This is a genomic window from Streptomyces sp. NPDC037100, assembly GCF_055606225.1.
The window spans coordinates 44,345-62,680 of the sequence record NZ_JBVJSX010000012.1 but is presented as its reverse complement, the minus strand read 5'-3'; the positions used below and the strand labels follow the sequence as shown (position 1 = coordinate 62,680).

Sequence of the window (18,336 nt, the reverse complement as noted above, 5' to 3'; positions counted from 1 at the left end):
CGACCGCAGGAGGCCCTCGTGTCCCACCGTAATGCCCCGCTGACCCCGACGGGGCGACTGCGTCTGGCCCGGTGCGTCGTGGACGACCGCTGGCCGCTGCGACGCGCCGCGGAACGGTTCCAGGTCAGTCACACCACCGCCGCACGTTGGGCGGGCCGTTACCGGCTACATGGCGAGGCCGGGATGCAGGACCGCTCCAGCCGTCCGCACCGCCAGCCGCACCGGACACCGGCCCGGGTGGAGGAACACGTCATGCGGCTGCGGAGAGAGCACCGCATCGGCCCACTGCGGCTGGCCGCCCGCACCAACATTGCCGCGTCCACCGCCCACCGCATCCTGCGCCGATATGGCCTGCCCGTTCTGGCCAGTCTCGACCGGGCCACCGGCGAACCCGTCCGCCGCTACGAACGGGCCCGCCCCGGCGAACTGGTCCACATCGACGTCAAGAAACTCGGCCGCATCCCCGACGGCGGCGGCCACAAGGTGCTGGGCCGTGCAGCCGGCAGCCCGCACAAGGACCGCCGCAACGGCGCCGGATACACCTACCTGCACACCGCCCTGGACGACCACTCCCGCCTGGCCTACACCGAAGACCTGCCCGACGAGACCGCCCCGACCTGCGCAGCCTTCCTCTCCCGCGCCACCGCCTGGTTCGCCGCCCATGGCGTCACCGTCGAACGCGTGCTGACCGACAACGCCTGGGCCTACACCAAGAACACCTGGCGCCAGACCTGCCACGACCTGGGCATCGGCCCTCGCTGGACACACCCGTGGCGGCCCCAGACGAACGGCAAGGTCGAGCGTTTCCACCGCACCCTGCTCGACGAGTGGGCCTACATCCGGCCCTACACCTCAGACGCCGAACAGCAGGCAGCGTTTCCCGACTGGCTGGACTGGTACAACTACCACCGACCCCACACCGGCATCGGCGGCCACAGGCCAGCCAGTCGCGTCACCAACCTGTCCGATCAGCACACCTGGAGCGTGTCTCTTTGGCCTGCTCGTCGGAGAGCATCAGCATCGGTCACGCGCTGAGTCCGCGGCCCTGATCGGCCGAAGGCTGAGCTTGCCGGTGATCGAGAACAAGACAGCCATCACGAACGTGCACTCAGGCCTTTATCGCCCAGTCAGTCAAGGGCCTCTCCGTATTAGGCAAGTGTCGCGTCAAGGCGGTCACGAATAGAGGGCGCCTGGACGATAGGCCGCATCCAAGTCCCCCACACAGATGCATCCCGCAGCCTGTCGACTACCGTCCGTATTGAATCTAGTGCGCCTAGTGACCGTCTTTCTATGGTCAAAGCAACGCCAACACCGCATCCATGGAGGATTCGTGGCACGCTTGCGCACTCGTCTGGCCCTGCTCGGCGCGGCCGCAGCCCTCGCCGCCGGCGCTCTTGTCCCCGCGCAGTTCGCCGGGGCCCAACCCGCCGCCGCGGCCGAGAAGAAGCAGTGGGTCGCCCTGGGTGACTCCTACACCGCCGGGGTCATCCGGGCCGCAGGCAACATCTTCGAAGTCCCGCGCGACGGCTGCGACCGCACCGACCGCTCCTACCCCCAGGTCATCGACCGCGACCTCGCCGGTCTCTTCGAGCTGACCAACGTCAGCTGCGGCGCCGCCACCATCGAGAACGTCACCGACACACCCCAGCACCCGATCGGCCGTCACCTGCCGCCCCTCTCCGAAGACCCGGACTACCCCTTCCCCCCGGTGCCCCCTCAGCCCGAGGCGGTGGGCCCCGACACCGACGTCATCACCGTCGGCGTCGGTGGAAACTCCCTCGGCTTCGCCGACCTCCTCACCACGTGCACGCAGCTGGGCGGCGAAAGCAGCGGCAAGGGCACCCCGTGCAAGGACGCCCTGGCCGCCGGCATCCCGGACCGGCTGAAGAACGTGCGCCAGGAATACGACCGGATGCTCGAGGTGCTCCACGAGCGCGCCCCGCACGCGAAGATCCTGGCCGTCGGCTACCCCACGGTCATCCCCAAGGACACCTCCAGCTGCGGCTTCGGCGACCTGACGCAGTTCGGCACGATCACTCAGGGCGACCTGGACTGGCTGCGCGACGACGTCCTGGAACCCCTCAACAAGGCCGTCAACAACTCCACCGGCACCCAGGAAGCCGCCAGCTTCGTCGACCTCTACACCCCCTCCCGCAACCACAGCGTCTGCGACGACTCCAAGTGGGTCGAAGGCTTCGTCACCCTCCCCGACCAGCTTTCCTTCGTACACCCCAACGCCCTCGGCCACCGCAACGCCGCAGACCACGTCGAAGAAGCGATGCTGAACGCCATCCTCTGAACCCCCGCCCCGGCACCCCGCTTACGCCCCCCCACTGAACTGGCCTCCGGCACCAGCCGGAGGCCAGTTCCGCGTTCCTGAAACCCAAAGTCAGGTATGAGAGACAGTCCCTAGGGGGCTGTCGTTCGGATCAGGCCACAGGAAACTCACGTGCCGCACCGGGCCTCATTGCGCGGGTGGCCGACTCCCCGTAGAACACCGCCCATGAAGAGACGGATCGTCATGTCCATGCTCGCCGGAGCGACCCTCCTGGCGGGCACCCTTCTCGGCACCGCTCCCGCAGGGGCGGCGGACGCCCCGGCCCGGGCGGCCGGCGCCCCCGCCGAGTTCGGCACCGACTGGCACGACCCGGTCACGGCCGCGCCGCCCGTCGCGAAGCCCGCCGGAAAGTCATGCGAAGTCACCCTCGCCCAGGCGCAGTTCCGGGACTTCACCCCGTACCGCGGCACCTACACCCCGCCCGCCGGCTGCGGCCACCGTTGGAGCAAGGTGGTGCTGCGGCTCGACGGCGAGGTCAAGGGGCGCCAGTACGACCGGCTCGGCTATCTCCACGTCGGCGGCGTCGAGATCTTCCGGACGTCGACCCCGCAGCCCTCACCCGACGGCATCGAGTGGTCCGTGGAGAGTGACGTCACGCGTTACAGCGACACCTTCCGCACGAGCCGGGACGTCGAGATGCTCATCGGGAACGTCGTCGACGACACCTACACGGGCGTCCTCGAGGTCAAGGTCACCCTGACGTTCTACCAGGGCCGCCCCGATCCGAAGAGCCCCGACCGGGTCCTCACCCTCGACGGCGGCTCGGCCCTCACCACCCCGCGCAACAGCGAGCGCATCCTCGCCGAGGTGTACGCCACCGGGTCCGGCGGCGGCTGCGAGGAGTACTGGTATCTGACGGTGCCCGAACCGGCGCCCTACTCCTGCAAGGCAGGCCAAGGCCCTTACCGGGAGGTGCAGATCAGCGTCGACGGCCGGCTCGCCGGCATCGCCACGCCCTTCCCGACCGTGTGGACCGGAGGCTGGTCCAACCCATTTCTCTGGTACGTCATCCCGGGCCCGCGTGCCTTCGACATCAAGCCGATCACCTACGACCTCACCCCCTTCGCCGGGATCCTCAACGACGGCCGCCCGCACCGCGTCGAGGTCTCGGTGGCCGGTGTGCCCGAGGGGCAGAGCGGCTGGAGCACGCCCGTGAACGTCCTCGTCTGGCAGGACGAGCAGCGCGAGCGGGTCACCGGGAAACTCACCGCGCACAGGGCCGAAGACCTCACCGACTCGTCTGTGTACACGCCGGGTTCCGAGCACCGGGTGGACGCCGAGGGCGCCCACCGGCTGACCGTCGGCGGCTACGTCGACACATCGCACGGTCGGGTCAGAACCACCGTCGACCGCTCGCTGACCGGTACCTCCACGCACCGCTGGACCGACGGCGAGACGCGTGACGCTCTCGAAGCCATCTGGACCGACGACGAGTGGGTGACCGTCGGCGCACGCACCACGCGCACCCACCGCAGCTACACGATGGACGGCATGACCACCCTCGGCGCGGGCGACCGCCTGCGCACGGTACTGAAGCTCGGCGACCGCGCCACGGTCGTCGGGACGAACGGCGGGCGGCGCACCGTGTGGTCACGGCTCGACAACTCGTACGCGGGCGACGCGACCTATACGGCGAATGTGCCGCGCGACCAACGCCACGCCATCGGCACCACGAGCGAGCGCTACCGGCTGTACGGCTCGGGCGGCTGCCACGACCACACCCTGACCGCCGTGCAGGGGGTGCTCACGGAAGACCGAAACCGTTGCTGAGGTGAGATCCGAGGCGCGTGTGAGGTTGTCACTCACGACGTTTTACCTGGCTGAAACGTCGCGGTCTTGTGCGCGATCAAGACAGCCTTCAGGGTGTCGGAAGCGGAATTAGCCTTCCGCATCACAGAAGTCCCCTCCGGCTTCCAGTGTCCCGTCCCCCCAAGGAGGCTTCGTGCCGCCGTCCGTACCGTCCCTCCCGCGACGCGTCGCCCGCACCTTGCGCACCTCGCTGTTCGCACAGGTTTCCTGCGCGCTCGTCCTCGGAATCGTCGTCGGAAAGCTGTGGCCGGACACGGCCACGGCTCTTCAGCCGCTCGGCGACGGTTTCACCCGGCTCATCAAGACGGTGATCTCGCCGCTGGTGTTCTGTGTGGTCGTCGTCGGCATCGCCAAGGCCGGTGACCTGAAGGCCTTCGGCCGGATCGGGGTGAAGGCCCTCATCTGGTTCGAGATCGCCTCCACGGCCGCCCTGGTCATCGGTCTCGTCGCCGCCAATGTCGTCGGCCCGGGCAGGGGCATGAACGTCGACCCCTCCTCGCTGGACACCGCGGCGGTCAACGAGACGACGGGCGGGGGTCATCTGCCCACGACGACCGAGTTCGTGCTGAACGCGCTGCCTCAGAGTTTCCTCGGCGCCTTCGCCGAGAACGAACTGCTCCAAGTCCTCATCCTGGCCTGCCTGGTGGGCGCCGCCCTGCTGCATCTCGGGCACACCAGGGTGCCGAAGATCCTGCCCGCGATCGAGCAGGCCCAGGAGATCGTCTTCGCGGTCGTCGGCTTCATCATGCGGCTGGCCCCGCTCGCGGTGTTCGGCGCGATGGCCCACCTGGTCGGCAACTACGGCCTGGGCGTGATGAGGACGTACGCCAAGCTCATCGTGCTCTGCTACGTGGCCGCGGCGCTGTTCGTCGCGCTGCTCGCCGTCGCCCTGAAGGCCGTCACTGGGCTCAGCCTCTGGAAGTTCCTGCGCTACATCCGCGAGGAGATGCTGCTCGCGCTCGGCACCGCGTCCACCGAGTCGGTGATGCCCCGCGTCATGCAGAAGCTGCGCCGGGCCGGCGCCCGTGACGACGCCGTGGGGCTGGTGCTTCCCACCGGCTACTCCTTCAACCTCGACGGCGCCTCGCTGTACCTGTCCATCGGCACGCTGTTCATCGCCCAGGCGGTGGGTGTGGACCTCAGCCTCGGCCAGCAGGTCACCGTCGTGCTGGTGCTGATGCTGACCAGCAAGGGCATGGCGGGCATTCCGGGTTCGGCGTTCCTCGCGCTGTCCGCGACCGCCTCGTCCCTCGGGGCGATCCCCGCCGGAGCCGTCGCGCTGCTGCTCGGCGTGGACCGCATCATGGACTCGATGCGCGTCGTCACGAACCTGCTCGGCAACTGCGTCGCCGTCTTCGCGGTGTCCCGCTGGGAGGGGGCCCTGGACATCGCTCAGGCGAAGAGGGCGCTGGACGGGGAGGAGACCCCGGCGCCGGACGACGCCGCCAAGAGCGCCGGTGGCGCGGAGGACGCCTCCGTGCCGGTCGGCACCCAGAAGGGCGCCGGTGGCGCGGAGGACGCCTCCGTGCCGGTCGGCACCCAGAAGGGCGCCGGTGCCGAGGCCGGCGTCGGGGCACCGGTGCCGGACATCCCGGCCCAGAAGACCGAGGACCTCAAGGAGCCCGCCCCCGAGGCCGGTTGACGGGAACGGCAACGGGCCGCGGTCACCGCACAGGCAGGACGAGCGGTGACCGCGGCCCACTGCCGTGCTGTCGCCGGTCGGCTGGGCCGTGCCGGTGCCCGCTGTCGTGGTTCAGCCCGTCAGCAGGGCCGCACCGGCGCCCCGTCGATCAGGGTGTCCAACAACCCCCCGAGAGACTCCCGCTGATCCTCCGTCAGCGGAGCGAGGATCTCCTCCGCGGCCGATCTGCGCGCCGCCCGCAGCTCGCGCAGCGCGCCCCGGCCGTCGTCCGTCAGCTCGATGCGGATCACCCGCCGGTTCGCCGGGTCCGGTACCCGCCGCACCATGCCGCTCGCCTCCAGGCCGTCGACCAGCGTCGTCACGGCCCGCGGCACCACCTCGAGGCGCTCGGCCAGATCGGCCATGCGTGGCGGCGAGCCCCAGTGTGCGAGCGTGCGCAGCAGCCGGGACTGGGCCGGGGTGATGCCGAGCTCCCGGTGCTCCAGATGGCGCTTCTGGATGCGGTGCACCCGGCGGGTGAGCCGCAGCAACTGCTCGGCGAGCAGACCGTCGGGATCGGGCGTGGTCATGCGGGAACAATATCAGGATGCTGTTCATTGTGAGTATAGGTAACAATGAGCTGTGATCTGATCCGCCGCATCCCTCGTAGGAGCCCATGCATCCCGACCGTGAAGCCCCCTGGACGCCGCCGGCCGACTCCAAGGAGCAGCCCCGGCAGGTCCGCCGCATCCTCGGCCTCTTCCGCCCCTACCGAGGCCGTCTCGCGATCGTCGGCCTGCTGGTCGGCGCCGCGTCCCTGGTCTCGGTCGCCACACCCTTCCTGCTGAAGGAGATCCTGGACGTCGCGATCCCCGAGGGGCGCACGGGCCTGCTCAGCCTGCTCGCCCTCGGCATGATCCTCAGCGCCGTCCTCACCAGCGTCTTCGGGGTCCTCCAGACCCTGATCTCCACGACGGTCGGCCAGCGCGTCATGCACGACCTGCGCACCGCCGTCTACGGCCGGCTCCAGCGCATGTCCCTCGCTTTCTTCACCCGCACCCGAACGGGCGAGGTGCAGTCCCGCATCGCCAACGACATCGGTGGCATGCAGGCCACCGTCACCTCCACCGCGACCTCCCTGGTCTCCAACGTCACCAGCGTGGTCGCCACGATCGTCGCGATGATCGCCCTCGACTGGCGCCTGACGGTCGTCTCGCTGCTGTTGCTGCCGGTGTTCGTGTGGATCAGCCGCCGCGTCGGCAACGAACGCCGGAAGATCACCACCCAGCGCCAGAAGCAGATGGCCGCCATGGCCGCCACCGTCACCGAGTCGCTCTCCGTCAGCGGCATCCTGCTCGGCCGCACGATGGGCCGCTCCGACTCGCTGACGAAGTCCTTCGCCGACGAGTCCGAGGAACTCGTCGACCTGGAAGTGCGGTCGAACATGGCCGGCCGGTGGCGCATGGCCGTCATCACGATCGTCATGGCCGCCCTGCCCGCCGTCATCTACTGGACCGCCGGCATGGCCCTCCAGCTGGGCGGCCCCGAGGTCTCCATCGGCACCATCGTCGCCTTCGTCTCGCTCCAGCAGGGCCTGTTCCGCCCGGCCGTGAGCCTGCTGTCGACCGGGGTGCAGATCCAGACCTCGCTCGCCCTGTTCCAGCGCATCTTCGAGTACCTCGACCTTCCGATCGACATCACCGAACGACCCGACCCGGTCCGCCTCGACCGCATCAAGGGCGAGGTCCGCTTCGAGAACGTCTCCTTCGGCTACGACGGCAAGGACGGTCCGGTTCTCGACGGCATCGACCTCACCGTCCCGGCCGGCGGCAGCCTCGCCGTCGTCGGCCCCACCGGCGCCGGCAAGTCCACCCTCGGCTACCTCGTGCCCCGGCTCTACGACGTCACCGGGGGCCGTGTCACCCTCGACGGGACCGACGTCCGCGACCTCGACTTCGACACCCTGGCGCGCGCGGTCGGCGTCGTCTCGCAGGAGACCTACCTCTTCCACGCCTCGGTCGCCGAGAACCTGCGCTTCGCCGAGCCCGACGCCACCGACGAGGAGCTCCACCGGGCTGCGAAGGCGGCGCAGATCCACGACCACATCGCGGCTCTGCCCGACGGCTACGACACCGTCGTCGGCGAGCGCGGTCACCGCTTCTCCGGCGGTGAGAAGCAGCGGCTGGCCATCGCCCGCACGATCCTGCGCGACCCGCCGGTCCTCATCCTCGACGAGGCCACCAGCGCGCTGGACACCCGGACCGAGGCGGCCGTCCAGGACGCCATCGACGCCCTGTCGGCCAACCGCACCACCCTCACCATCGCCCACCGGCTCTCGACCGTGCGAGGGGCGGACCAGATCGTGGTCCTCGACGCGGGCCGCGCGGTCGAACGCGGTACGCACGAGGACCTCATGGAGGAGGGCGGCCGGTACGCGGCCCTCGTACGCCGGGACGCCCAACTGGAACCGACAAGATGAAAATATGCCGGGTTTATGACGATATGCGGGTTACCGTGCCCGCATGGAGAAGAACACTCCGCCACGGAGCACGATTCGACTGACGCGCCGGGGCCGCATCGCCCTCGTCGCGACCGGAGCCGTCGTGGTCGGTACCGCCGTGGCGGTGCCGCTGCTGACCCTGGGGGCCCGGACCGAGGGGAAGAGCCGGCCCACGACCCTGGCCATCCCGGAGGGCTGGCGCGCGAGTCAGGTCTACGCGGCCGTCGACAAGGCTCTTGCCCTGCCTGTCGGCAGCACGAGGAAATCCCTGGACAAGGCCGCGCTGAAACTGCCCAACGACGCCGAGGGCAATCCGGAGGGCTACCTCTTCCCGGCCACGTATCCGCTCCAGGAGAAGGCAACTCCGGACAAGCTCCTCGCGCTCATGGTCGACACCGCGAACGAGAAGTTCAACGGTGCGCCCATCGCCGCCGGGGCGCAGCGCAACGCCATGAACGTGTACCAGGCCGTCACCATTGCGAGCATCGTCCAGGCCGAGGCCGCCACAAGGGCCGACATGGGGAAGGTGGCCCGGGTCATCTTCAACCGCCTCGAACGCGGTATGCCCCTGCAGATGGACTCCACCATCAACTACGCCCTCAATCGCTCCGCCCTCCGCACGACGGAGAGCGACACCCGGATCGAGAGCCCCTACAACTCGTACCAGCGTATGGGCCTGCCGCCCACGCCGATCGGCAGCCCGGGCGAGGAGGCGATGGCGGCGGCCGTCAACCCGGCCGCGGGCAACTGGCTGTACTTCGTCACCGTCCGCCCGGGTGACACCCGGTTCACGGCGGACTACCGGCAACACCAGCGCAACGTCGCGGAGTCCAACGCGGCCGCGAGCGCGCAGAGCAAGAAGAGCGGGGCCCGGGCGGCCGGGTGACAGCCCCGTGGATCCGGCTCGTGTCATGCCGCGGCCGGCTCGCGCTCCAGCAGTCGCCTGATGTCCCGTACGGCCGCCCGTCCGGCCCGGTTGGCTCCGATGGTGCTGGCCGAAGGCCCGTAGCCGACGAGGTGGATGCGGGGGTCTGCGGCCGCGTGCGTGCCTTCCATGCGGATGCCACCGCCGGGGGCGCGCAGCCGGAGCGGAGCGAGGTGGTCGATCGCGGCGCGGAAGCCGGTGGCCCAGAGGATGGCGTCGGCGTCGACGTGGCGCCCGTCGGCCCACTCCACACCGGTGGGAGTGATCCGGTCGAACATCGGCTGCCGGTCCAGCACCCCGTCCTCGATGCCCCGCCGGATCGCGTCGTTGAGCGGCAGCCCGGTGACCGAGACGACACTGCGGGGCGGCAGTCCCTGCCGTACCCGCTCCTCGACGAGCGCCACCGCCGCGCGGCCGGCGTCCTCGTCGAAAGGCCCCTCCCGGAAGACGGGCGGGCGCCGCGTGACCCAGGTGGTGGCCGACGCGTACGAGGCGATCTCCAGCAGGTGCTGGGTGCCCGAGGCACCGCCGCCCACCACCACGACCCGCTGCCCGGCGAACTCCTCGGGCCCGGGGTACTGCGCGGTGTGCACCTGCCGCCCCCGGAAGGTCTCCTGGCCCGGATAACGCGGCCAGAACGGCCGGTCCCAGGTGCCGGTCGCGTTGATCAGCGCCCGCGCCGACCACACGCCGTCCGAGGTCTCCACGAGCAGCCGTCCGCCGGGTCCTTCGCGCACGGCCCGTACGTCCACCGGGCGCCTGACCCGCAGGTCGAAGGTCCGCTCGTAGCGGTCGAAGTACGCGCTGATCACCTCGGCCGACGGCCGTGACGGGTCCGCGTCCGTGAGCTCCATGCCCGGCAGCGCGTGCATGCCGTGCACCTTGCCGTACGTCAGTGACGGCCAGCGGAACTGCCAGGCGCCGCCGGGGCCGGCGGAGTGGTCCAGCACGACGAAGTCGCGGTCCGGCTCGAAACCGGATCGCCGCAGGTGATAGGCGCCGGCCAGACCGGCCTGACCTGCGCCTATGACGACTACCTCGACCTCGCGTGTGTAGTTCACGTTTCTACTAACCGTGGCGGTGCGGTGGATCTTCCCGCCCTGGAACTCCCGCCGGGGATCCCTCATCACCAGGCCGTGACGTGCCGGCTCGCCCGCTGGTGGCGGGGGAGCCCCGACCGCTGCCTCACGAACCTGTGGAAGGGGGCGCCTGTGTCGTCGGCGACGGCAGGCCGCAGCATGCGGCCGTAGCCGGCTGGCATGCGCACGGGCAACGGACGTCTCGATCAATGGACGCCCGTATCACCACCCGGCCCGGCAGGGCCCGGTGAAAGTCCGGCACGTACGTCAGGATGGGGGCATGTCAGATGTCTTCACCACCCGAGTTCTGAACGTCAGCACCGGTGCAGTCGAGAGGGTCCTCGACATCACCGGCGACTGCGAGTCCTTCCTGCATGAGGCGGCGGCCGGCCGTGACGGTCTCCTCAACGTCTTCGTGCCGCACGCGACGGCCGGCATCGCCGTCCTGGAGACCGGCGCAGGCAGCGACGACGACCTCCTGGCCGCACTGCACAGCCTGCTGCCCGCCGACGACCGCTGGCAGCACCGGCACGGCAGCCCCGGCCACGGCCGCGACCACGTCCTGCCCGCCCTCGTCCCGCCCCACGCGACCCTTCCCGTGCTGGGCGGCCGGCTGGAGCTCGGCACCTGGCAGTCGGTGTGCCTGGTGGACACCAACAAGGACAACCCGGAACGGAAGGTGCGCTTGAGTTTCCTGGGGTGAGTGCGGTCCCGCCGCCCCGGCTCCCGGCCGTCGGCCCCGCAAGGCCCCGGCGCGCCGTGACGCCCGCCCGTAATGCCCGTATCCTCATCATTGCCAGATTCTCTTCCGAGCAGCGGATTACCGCGGGCGCAGGTGAGGCGAAGCGTGGTTCGGTCCGGCGAGGAACCCAGGCCGGCGGGGCGTGCGACGGACGGCACGGGGCCCGCCAGTCTGCGCGAGCTGTTCCTCCAGGGCGAGCCCGTCGAGACGGGCGTGCGGACGTCCATCCTGAACTCGTGGCAGCGCTGCCGGTCCCTGGGTCTGTCGCCGGACGCGTCCGACCTGCCCTACCGGGAGGACTTCGACACGGGCGGCCGTATCGTCCGGGCGGCCGCGCCGGTGCTCGACCGGCTGCAGTCCACGTTCGCCGGCAGCCAGGTCAACATCTCGGTCGCCGACGCGAACGGGACGGTCCTGCTGCGCCGCTTCGCGGACCCGTCGATGGCCCGGAGTCTCCCGGACATCCAGGTCGTACCGGGGTTCGTGTTCGCCGAGCAGGTCGCCGGCACCAACGGCATCGGACTGGCCCTGGCGGAACGGCAGCTCATCCGCGTCTACGGCGCCGAGCACTTCGCGCAGCGCGCCCAGCAGAACGCCTGCGTCGCGATGCCCGTCCGGGACCCGCTCAGCGGGCGCATCGAGGGCGTCCTGTGCCTCGGCTATCCGCGCGGCTTCGAGCGGCCCGCGCTGGGTGTCGCCATCCGCCGGGCGGCCGAGGGCATCGAGCGGCGGCTGCTGGGGCAGAGCTCCGCGCGCGAGCAGGCCCTGCTGCGGACCTACCTGGCCACCGGAACCGAGACCGCCGGTCCGCACCGCGGCGTGGCGCTGGATGCGCTGGCGAACGAGTTCCACCCCCGTGACCAGGCGATGCTCCGGGAGAAGGCCGCCGAGCTGATCTCCGGTGCGCAGCGCGGCCCCGCCGAGGTGGCCCTGCCCGACGGCCGGCGGGTGACGCTGGTGAGCCGTCCCGTGACGAGCGGCTCCGGGGTGCGTGGGGTCGCCATCGAGGCCCTGCTGCCGGACTTCCCGGCGACGGAGCCGCTCGTCATACCGCACCAGACGGACGAGCTGTCCGGCCTCGGCGCCCCCGCCGTCGCACTCTCCACCGCGCGCCCGGCGCTCACCCTGCCGACCGGGCACCTCACCGCGTCCACCCGCCCCCGCCCCCGCCCGGCCGTGACGCCCGTCGGAGGCGGCGGCACGGCGGGCCCTGGCGGCACGGGGCTCCGTGTGGCCGCGGGCGCCGACAGAACCGTCCCGACGGACGGCGACCCGCACCCCGCGGTGCCCGCAGCGGCGGAGCACCCGCCGAGCGCCGCGGTGCCCGCGACGGCGGAGCACCCGCCGAGCGCCGCGGTGCCCGCGACGGCGGAGCACCCGCCGAGCGCCGCGGTGCCCGCGACGACGGAGCACCCGCCGAGCACCGCCGTGCCCGCAGCGGCGGAGCACCCGCCGAGCACCGCCGGGCCCGCCACGGTCGGCGGCGACCGGAGTGTCGTCGAGCCGGGTGCGGCCGTCCCGGGCGGCGGGGCCCGGGGCGTTCCCGAGCCCGACGGGGTCCTCGCAGCCGACGGTGGCAGAAGCGGCGCGGGCGTGCAGCAGTCCGTGGCCGCCTTCCCGGCCCGGGGTCTGGTGATGCTGGGGGAGCCGCAGGTCGGTGCCTACGCCCTCGCGGCCCGTCGGCGTCTGGAGCTGCTGTCCGAGGCCAGCACCCGCATCGGCACCACCCTGGACGTGCGCCGCACCGCCGAGGAACTGGCCGAGACCGCGGTCCCCGGACTGGCCGACTTCGTCACCATCGACCTGCCCGACGCCGTGATGCGCGGCGAGGAGTCCGCCGACGCCCTCGCGGACCTGCGCCGCACGGTCGTCCACGGCATCCGCGAGGGCCTGCCCTTCACGCCGGCCGGCAAGCGCATCGACTTCGGCCCGGCCACCCCCCAGCTGCGCTGCCTCAGCGGCGGCGAGGCGGTGCTGGAACCGGACCTGAAGGCCGCCGCGGGCTGGCTCGCCCAGGACCCCGAGCCCACCGCACGGCTGCTGGCCCACGTGCACTCCCTCATCGCGGTGCCCCTGCTCGCCCGCGGTGTCGTCCTGGGCGTCGCCTGCTTCTACCGCGCGGGGGGCTCCTTCGGCGACGACGACCGCTCCCTCGCCCAGGAACTGGCCTCCCGCGCCGCCCTGTCCATCGACAACGCCCGGCGCTACACCCATGAACGCACCATGGTCCTGGCCCTGCAGCGGCGGCTCCTCCCGCACGGCCTGCCCGACCAGGACGCCGTCGAGGTCGCCCACCGCTACCTGCCCGCCGAGTCGGACGTGGGCGGCGACTGGTACGACGTCATCCCCCTGCCCGGCGCCCGCGTCGGTCTCCTCGTCGGCGACGTCGTCGGCCACGGCATGCTCTCCGCGGCCACCATGGGCCGGCTGCGCACCGCCGCCCGCAGCTTCGCCGAGCTCGACTTCCCGCCGGACGAGGTCCTCACTCACCTGGACAACCTCGTGGGCCGCCTCGACCGGGAGGATCCCGACGGCAAGGGCGCCGGCGTCATCGGTGCGACCTGCCTCTACGCCGTGTACGACTCGGCGGACCAGACGTGTCTGATGGCCCGCGCCGGCCACCCGCCCCCCGCGCTCGTCCGCCCCGACGGCACCGTGACCTACCCCGACCTGCCTGCCGGGCCTCCGCTCGGACTCGGGGGCCTGCCCTTCGACGCCGTCGAGGTCGATCTTCCCGACGGCAGCCAGCTCGTGCTGTACACCGACGGGCTCATCGAGGACCGGCACCGCGACGTCGACGTGGTCCTGGAGCAGTTGCGCGAGGCCGTTGCCCATCCCGAGCGCGCCCCGGAGGAGACCTGCCAGGCCGTCCTGGACACCGTGGCGCCCGCGCACCCGCACGACGACATCGCCCTGCTCGTCGCCCGCGTGCACGCCCTGGACCCCGGCCGGATCGCCACCTGGGAGCTGTCCGCCGACCCGGCCCTCGTCGGCGAGGTCCGGGCGTCCGCCGTGCGGTGGCTGTCCGACCGGGGGCTCGACGAGACCGCGTTCGCCGCCGAGCTGATCCTCAGCGAGCTGATCACCAACGCCGTCCGGCACGGCGCCGCGCCCATCCGGGTGCGGTTGCTCTACGGCCGGACCCTGATCTGCGAGGTCTCCGACGCCAGCAACACCGCACCGCACCTGCGCCGGGCGGCCAGTACGGACGAGGGAGGACGCGGCCTGTTCCTCGTCGCGCAGCTGTCACAGAGCTGGGGCACGCGCTACCTGCCCGAGGGCAAGGTCATCTGGGCCGAGTGCGGGCTCGACACGGTGTGAGGCGACCACCGGCCGGGGGCCGGGAAGGCCACTGCCCATCGGAGCCGTAGCAGGCTGAAAAATGCCCGGAATGCTGTAATTTGATCGAGTGCGCGACGCTCCCGACACGCCCCCGGAGACGGCTTCGCCCTCCGGGCCGGAACCCCTGGTCCGGATCCGCGGACTCAGCAAGCGGTTCGGTGGCACCGTCGCGCTGGCCGGGGCCGACCTGGACGTCCACCCCGGCAGGGTCCTGGCCCTCCTCGGGCCCAACGGCGCCGGGAAGTCCACCCTCATCAAGATCCTCGCCGGAGTCCACCACGCCGACGCGGGTCAGGTCACCGTCGCCGGGGAACCCCTCAGCAGCCCCACCGCCACCCGGGCGATGTCCTTCATCCACCAGGACCTCGGTCTCGTGGAGTGGATGACGGTGGCCGAGAACATCGCCCTGACCACCGGGTACGGGCGCCGGGCCGGGCTGATCTCCTGGCGGCGCACCCGGGCGCGCTGCGTCGAGGCCCTGCGGATCGTCGCCGCGCACCTCGATCCGGACACGCCGGTCTCCGATCTCGCGCCGGCCGACCGCTCGCTCGTGGCGATCGCCCGGGCCCTGGTGACACGCGCGCGACTCATCGTCCTCGACGAGCCGACCGCCCGCCTGCCCGCCGCGGACTGCGCCCGGCTCTTCCGCGTCCTGCACGACCTGCGCGACCGCGGACACGCGGTCCTGTACGTCAGCCACCGCCTGGACGAGGTCTACCGGGTCGCCGACACCTTCGCCGTCCTGCGTGACGGCCGGCTCGTCAGTCACGGCCGGCTCGCCGACCGCAGCCCCGCGCGTCTGGTCCACGACATCGTCGGCGAGGCGGACGAACCGGCCGCCCAGCGCCGTGCCGGAACAGCGGCCGGCGCACCCCCCGTCCTGAGCCTCCACGGCGTGCGCACCGCCCGCGCCGGGCCCGTGGCCCTCGAAGTCGCCGCCGGGGAGGTCCTCGGCCTGGTCGGCCTCTCCGACGCCGGGCACATGGACCTGGGGCGCGCCCTCGCCGGTGCCCGCCCCCTCCTGGACGGGCGGGCCGTGCTGCACGGACGGCCGTACCACCCCCGTACGGTGGCGGAGGCCGTCGCCCTCGGGGTCGGGCTGGTGCCGGGTGACCGGCTGCGGGAGGGCTGCCTCGCCGAGCTGACCGTACGGGAGAACCTCCTGGCCAACCCCCGTGCGGGAGGACAGCCCGCACCGCGCTGGATCGCCCCCCGCGGCGAACGGGCCCGGGCCGCCGCCCTGATGGACCGCTTCTCGGTGCGCCCCCGCGACAGCGAGACGCCCATCGCCACACTGTCCGGCGGCAACCAGCAGAAGGTCATGCTCGGCCGCTGGCTGCGGACGGACCTGCGGCTGCTGATCCTGGAGGAGCCGACCGCGAGCGTCGACGTCGGCGCCAAGGCCGCCATCCACCGCCTGCTCCACGAGGCGCTGGAGGCGGGCCTGGCGGTGCTGCTGCTGTCGACCGACTTCGAGGAGGTGGCGAGCGTGTGCCGGCGCACGCTGGTCTTCGTCCGCGGAGCCGTGACGGCCGAGCTGAGCGGCCCCGCGCTCACCGTCTCCGGACTCACCCGGGCGGCCTCGGCCATGCCCCCGTCTCCGGCGGGGCATCCGTGACGCCCCCGCCCCGGCCGCGGCGCCGGCCCGGCGGCCACCACATCGGCGCCTACGGCCTGCTCGCCCTCACCGCCCTGCTCTACCTGGCCTTCTCCCTCGCCCTGCCGGACACCTTCCCCACCCTGGACACCCTCGACTCGATCCTGTCCAACCAGTCGATCCCGGCCGTCCTCGCGCTCGCCGCCATGGTGCCCGTCGTCACCGGCGCGTTCGACCTCTCCATCGGCTACGGCCTGGGCCTGGCCCATGTGATGGTGCTGCAGCTCGTCGTCAACGAGGGCTGGCCCTGGCCGCTCGCCTGCCTCACCGTGCTCGCCGGAGGGCTGGTCGTGGGCGTCCTCAACGGTGTCATCGTCGAGTTCGGCCGGATCGACTCCTTCATCGCCACCCTGGGCACCGGCAGCATGATGTACGCCGTGACCGGCTGGATCACCGACGGTGGCCGGATCGTCCCCGGCCCGCAGGGTCTGCCCCCCGGGTTCACCGACCTCTACGACTCCTCGCTGCTCGGCCTCCCGGTCCCCGCCTTCTACGTGCTCGCCCTCGCGGCCGCCCTCTGGCTGATGCTGGAGCGGCTGCCGCTCGGCCGGTACCTGTACGTCGTCGGGTCGAACCCGCGCGCCGCCGACCTCGTGGGCATCCCGACCCGCCGGTACACCGTCTACGCGTTCGCAGCCTCGGGCCTGATCGTCGGCTTCGCCGGGGTGCTGCTCGCCGCCCAGCAGCAGATCGGCAACCCGAGCGTCGGCCTCGACTATCTGCTGCCCGCCTTCGTCGGCGCCCTCCTCGGCTCCACGGCGATCAAACCCGGCCGGCCCAACGCCCTCGGCACCGTCGTCGCCGTCGCCGTGCTCGCCGTCGGCCTCACCGGGATCGCGCAGCTGGGCGCCGAGTTCTGGACGGTCCCGCTGTTCAATGGCGGCACCCTGCTCATCGCCGTGGGCCTGGCCGGATACGCCGCCCGCCGCCGGCTGCGCGGCGGCGCGGCCCGCGACACGCCCGCCGCGCAGCCCCCGTCCTCTCCCGCGCGGGAGGGCGGCACGGCCCCGCCCTGACCCTCACGGCTCGCCCAGCCGCGTCGATCCCCTCACTGGAGCTCCCGTGCACCACACCCGCATGGCCGCCGCCCCCGCAGTCCGCGCCGCGCGACTCGCCTCCTGCGCCCTCCTGGCCACGGTCGCCGTCCTCACCGGCTGCGAACGCGGCTCCTCCGGCGACGCCGACGAGAGCACGACGGGCCCGAGCGGCTGCCCCGCCGCCCAGTCCCGGGCCCGGCAAGCCGTCGCCCGGGCGGAGCGGACCGACATCCCCTGGGGCGGACCCACCAGCGGCCCCCAGGCGGTGTCCGGCAAGACCCTCGTCTACGTCGCCCAGACCATGACGAACCCCGGTGTGGCGGGTGCGGCCGACGGAGTGCGCGACGCCGCACGTGCCATCGGCTGGAACGTCCGGGTGATCGACGGCGGCGGCACCCCGGCGGGTATCCAGGCGGCCATGAGCGAAGCCGTCGCCCTGCGGCCCTCGGGCATCGTCATCGGCGGGTTCGACCCCGACTCGACGGCCCAGCAGACCGCCCGGGCCAACGCCCAGCGCATCCCGCTGATCGGCTGGCACGCGGTCCCCGACCCCGGCCCCAGCCGCCGGCCCGACCTCTTCACCAACGTCACCACCCGCGTCGAGGACGTGGCCCGCATCAGCGCGCAATGGATCATCTCCGACTCCAACGGCCGCGCCGGGGTCGTGCTCATCACCGACGCGTCGATCCCCTTCGCCCGGAACAAGTCCGACCTGATCCGCGAGGAACTGGCCGATTGCCAGGGCGTAAGGCTGCTCTCGGTGGAGAACATCCCGATCCCCGACGCGAGCAGCCGTACCCCCCGGGAGATCTCCTCCCTGCTCTCCCGCTTCCAGGACCGCTGGACACATTCCGTGGCCATCAACGACCTCTACTTCGCCGACGCCGCCCCCGCCTTCCGCGCCGCCGGCGAGAAGGGCTCCGGCCCGCCCTTCAACATCGGGGCCGGCGACGGCGACCCGTCCGCCTTCCAGCGCGTCAACAGTGAGCAGTACCAGGCCGCCACCGTGCCCGAACCGCTGTCCCTCCAGGGCTGGCAGATCGTCGACGAGTTCAACCGCGCCTTCTCCGGCCGCCCCGACAGCGGGTACGTGGCCCCCGTTCACATCGCGACGGCGGACAACAGCGAAGGGGCCACGGCCTGGGACCCGTCGGGCTACCGGGAGGCCTACCGGAAGATCTGGGGGAAGTGACGACCACTCAGGTGCCGATCCCTTCACGGAACATGCACGAAACCTCGGAATCCCTTTAACTTTCAAGCGCTACTGTCACGTCAGTCGAGTGGCC

At 71.9% G+C, this 18,336-nt stretch carries 13 protein-coding genes; 11 read left to right on the top strand and 2 right to left on the bottom strand.

Going from position 1 to position 18,336, the window contains the following annotated elements:
* Positions 1-18: 18 nt before the first annotated feature.
* From ACZ7EG_RS32150 to ACZ7EG_RS32135, 4 genes are all read left to right on the top strand, one after another.
* The gene (locus ACZ7EG_RS32150; protein ID WP_471086637.1) at positions 19-1,035 is read left to right on the top strand and encodes an IS481 family transposase; all 1,017 of its coding nucleotides are present in this window, start codon (positions 19-21) and stop codon (positions 1,033-1,035) included.
* A 295-nt stretch (positions 1,036-1,330) separates the two neighbouring features.
* Positions 1,331-2,299, top strand: coding sequence for an SGNH/GDSL hydrolase family protein (locus ACZ7EG_RS32145; RefSeq protein WP_471086634.1), 969 nt, complete (start codon positions 1,331-1,333; stop codon positions 2,297-2,299).
* Between the two features lie 204 nt (positions 2,300-2,503).
* Positions 2,504-4,108 (top strand): peptide-N4-asparagine amidase, encoded by a 1,605-nt coding sequence (locus ACZ7EG_RS32140; protein WP_471086631.1) that lies wholly within the window; start codon positions 2,504-2,506, stop codon positions 4,106-4,108.
* Positions 4,109-4,280: 172 nt separating this feature from the next.
* Complete coding sequence (locus ACZ7EG_RS32135) at positions 4,281-5,789, top strand: cation:dicarboxylate symporter family transporter (RefSeq protein WP_471086628.1); 1,509 nt, start codon at positions 4,281-4,283, stop codon at positions 5,787-5,789.
* A 119-nt stretch (positions 5,790-5,908) separates the two neighbouring features.
* Here ACZ7EG_RS32135 and ACZ7EG_RS32130 read toward each other — a convergent pair whose 3' ends face one another.
* Positions 5,909-6,358, bottom strand: a complete 450-nt coding sequence (locus ACZ7EG_RS32130; RefSeq protein WP_471086625.1) for a MarR family winged helix-turn-helix transcriptional regulator — start codon at positions 6,356-6,358, stop codon at positions 5,909-5,911.
* A gap of 86 nt (positions 6,359-6,444) precedes the next feature.
* Here ACZ7EG_RS32130 and ACZ7EG_RS32125 point away from each other — a divergent pair, with 86 nt between their 5' ends.
* Positions 6,445-8,247 carry an ABC transporter ATP-binding protein gene (locus ACZ7EG_RS32125; RefSeq protein ID WP_471086622.1) on the top strand — a complete coding sequence of 601 codons (1,803 nt, stop codon included), beginning with the start codon at positions 6,445-6,447 and terminating at the stop codon, positions 8,245-8,247.
* A gap of 43 nt (positions 8,248-8,290) precedes the next feature.
* Positions 8,291-9,154: an endolytic transglycosylase MltG gene (gene mltG, locus ACZ7EG_RS32120; RefSeq protein WP_471086619.1), complete on the top strand. Its 864-nt coding sequence runs from the start codon at positions 8,291-8,293 to the stop codon at positions 9,152-9,154.
* Positions 9,155-9,177: 23 nt separating this feature from the next.
* Here mltG and ACZ7EG_RS32115 read toward each other — a convergent pair whose 3' ends face one another.
* Entirely contained in the window at positions 9,178-10,254 is a 1,077-nt protein-coding gene (locus ACZ7EG_RS32115; protein WP_471087159.1) for an NAD(P)-binding domain-containing protein, read from the bottom strand.
* A gap of 298 nt (positions 10,255-10,552) precedes the next feature.
* On the opposite strand from ACZ7EG_RS32115, the gene ACZ7EG_RS32110 reads away from it, so the two are divergent.
* From ACZ7EG_RS32110 to ACZ7EG_RS32090, 5 genes are all read left to right on the top strand, one after another.
* A complete protein-coding gene (locus ACZ7EG_RS32110; protein WP_471086617.1) occupies positions 10,553-10,975 on the top strand; it encodes a YjbQ family protein in 423 nt (140 codons plus the stop codon).
* Positions 10,976-11,119: 144 nt separating this feature from the next.
* A complete protein-coding gene (locus ACZ7EG_RS32105; RefSeq protein ID WP_471086614.1) occupies positions 11,120-14,335 on the top strand; it encodes a SpoIIE family protein phosphatase in 3,216 nt (1,071 codons plus the stop codon).
* A gap of 88 nt (positions 14,336-14,423) precedes the next feature.
* Positions 14,424-15,974 carry a sugar ABC transporter ATP-binding protein gene (locus ACZ7EG_RS32100; protein ID WP_471086611.1) on the top strand — a complete coding sequence of 517 codons (1,551 nt, stop codon included), beginning with the start codon at positions 14,424-14,426 and terminating at the stop codon, positions 15,972-15,974.
* Complete coding sequence (locus ACZ7EG_RS32095; protein WP_471086608.1) at positions 15,971-17,029, top strand: ABC transporter permease; 1,059 nt, start codon at positions 15,971-15,973, stop codon at positions 17,027-17,029. Before ACZ7EG_RS32100 ends, ACZ7EG_RS32095 begins: the two co-directional genes overlap by 4 nt.
* A 61-nt stretch (positions 17,030-17,090) precedes the next feature.
* Entirely contained in the window at positions 17,091-18,242 is a 1,152-nt protein-coding gene (locus tag ACZ7EG_RS32090) for a substrate-binding domain-containing protein (RefSeq protein WP_471087156.1), read from the top strand.
* Positions 18,243-18,336 lie beyond the last annotated feature (94 nt).

Bases quoted from the DNA above. Each gene is read 5' to 3' on its own strand.
- ACZ7EG_RS32140 (WP_471086631.1), top strand. From the start codon at position 2,504: ATGAAGAGACGGATCGTCATGTCCATGCTCGCCGGAGCGACCCTCCTG.
- ACZ7EG_RS32130 (WP_471086625.1), bottom strand. From the start codon at position 6,358: ATGACCACGCCCGATCCCGACGGTCTGCTCGCCGAGCAGTTGCTGCGG.
- ACZ7EG_RS32125 (WP_471086622.1), top strand. From the start codon at position 6,445: ATGCATCCCGACCGTGAAGCCCCCTGGACGCCGCCGGCCGACTCCAAG.
- mltG (WP_471086619.1), top strand. From the start codon at position 8,291: ATGGAGAAGAACACTCCGCCACGGAGCACGATTCGACTGACGCGCCGG.
- ACZ7EG_RS32110 (WP_471086617.1), top strand. From the start codon at position 10,553: ATGTCAGATGTCTTCACCACCCGAGTTCTGAACGTCAGCACCGGTGCA.
- ACZ7EG_RS32090 (WP_471087156.1), top strand. From the start codon at position 17,091: ATGGCCGCCGCCCCCGCAGTCCGCGCCGCGCGACTCGCCTCCTGCGCC.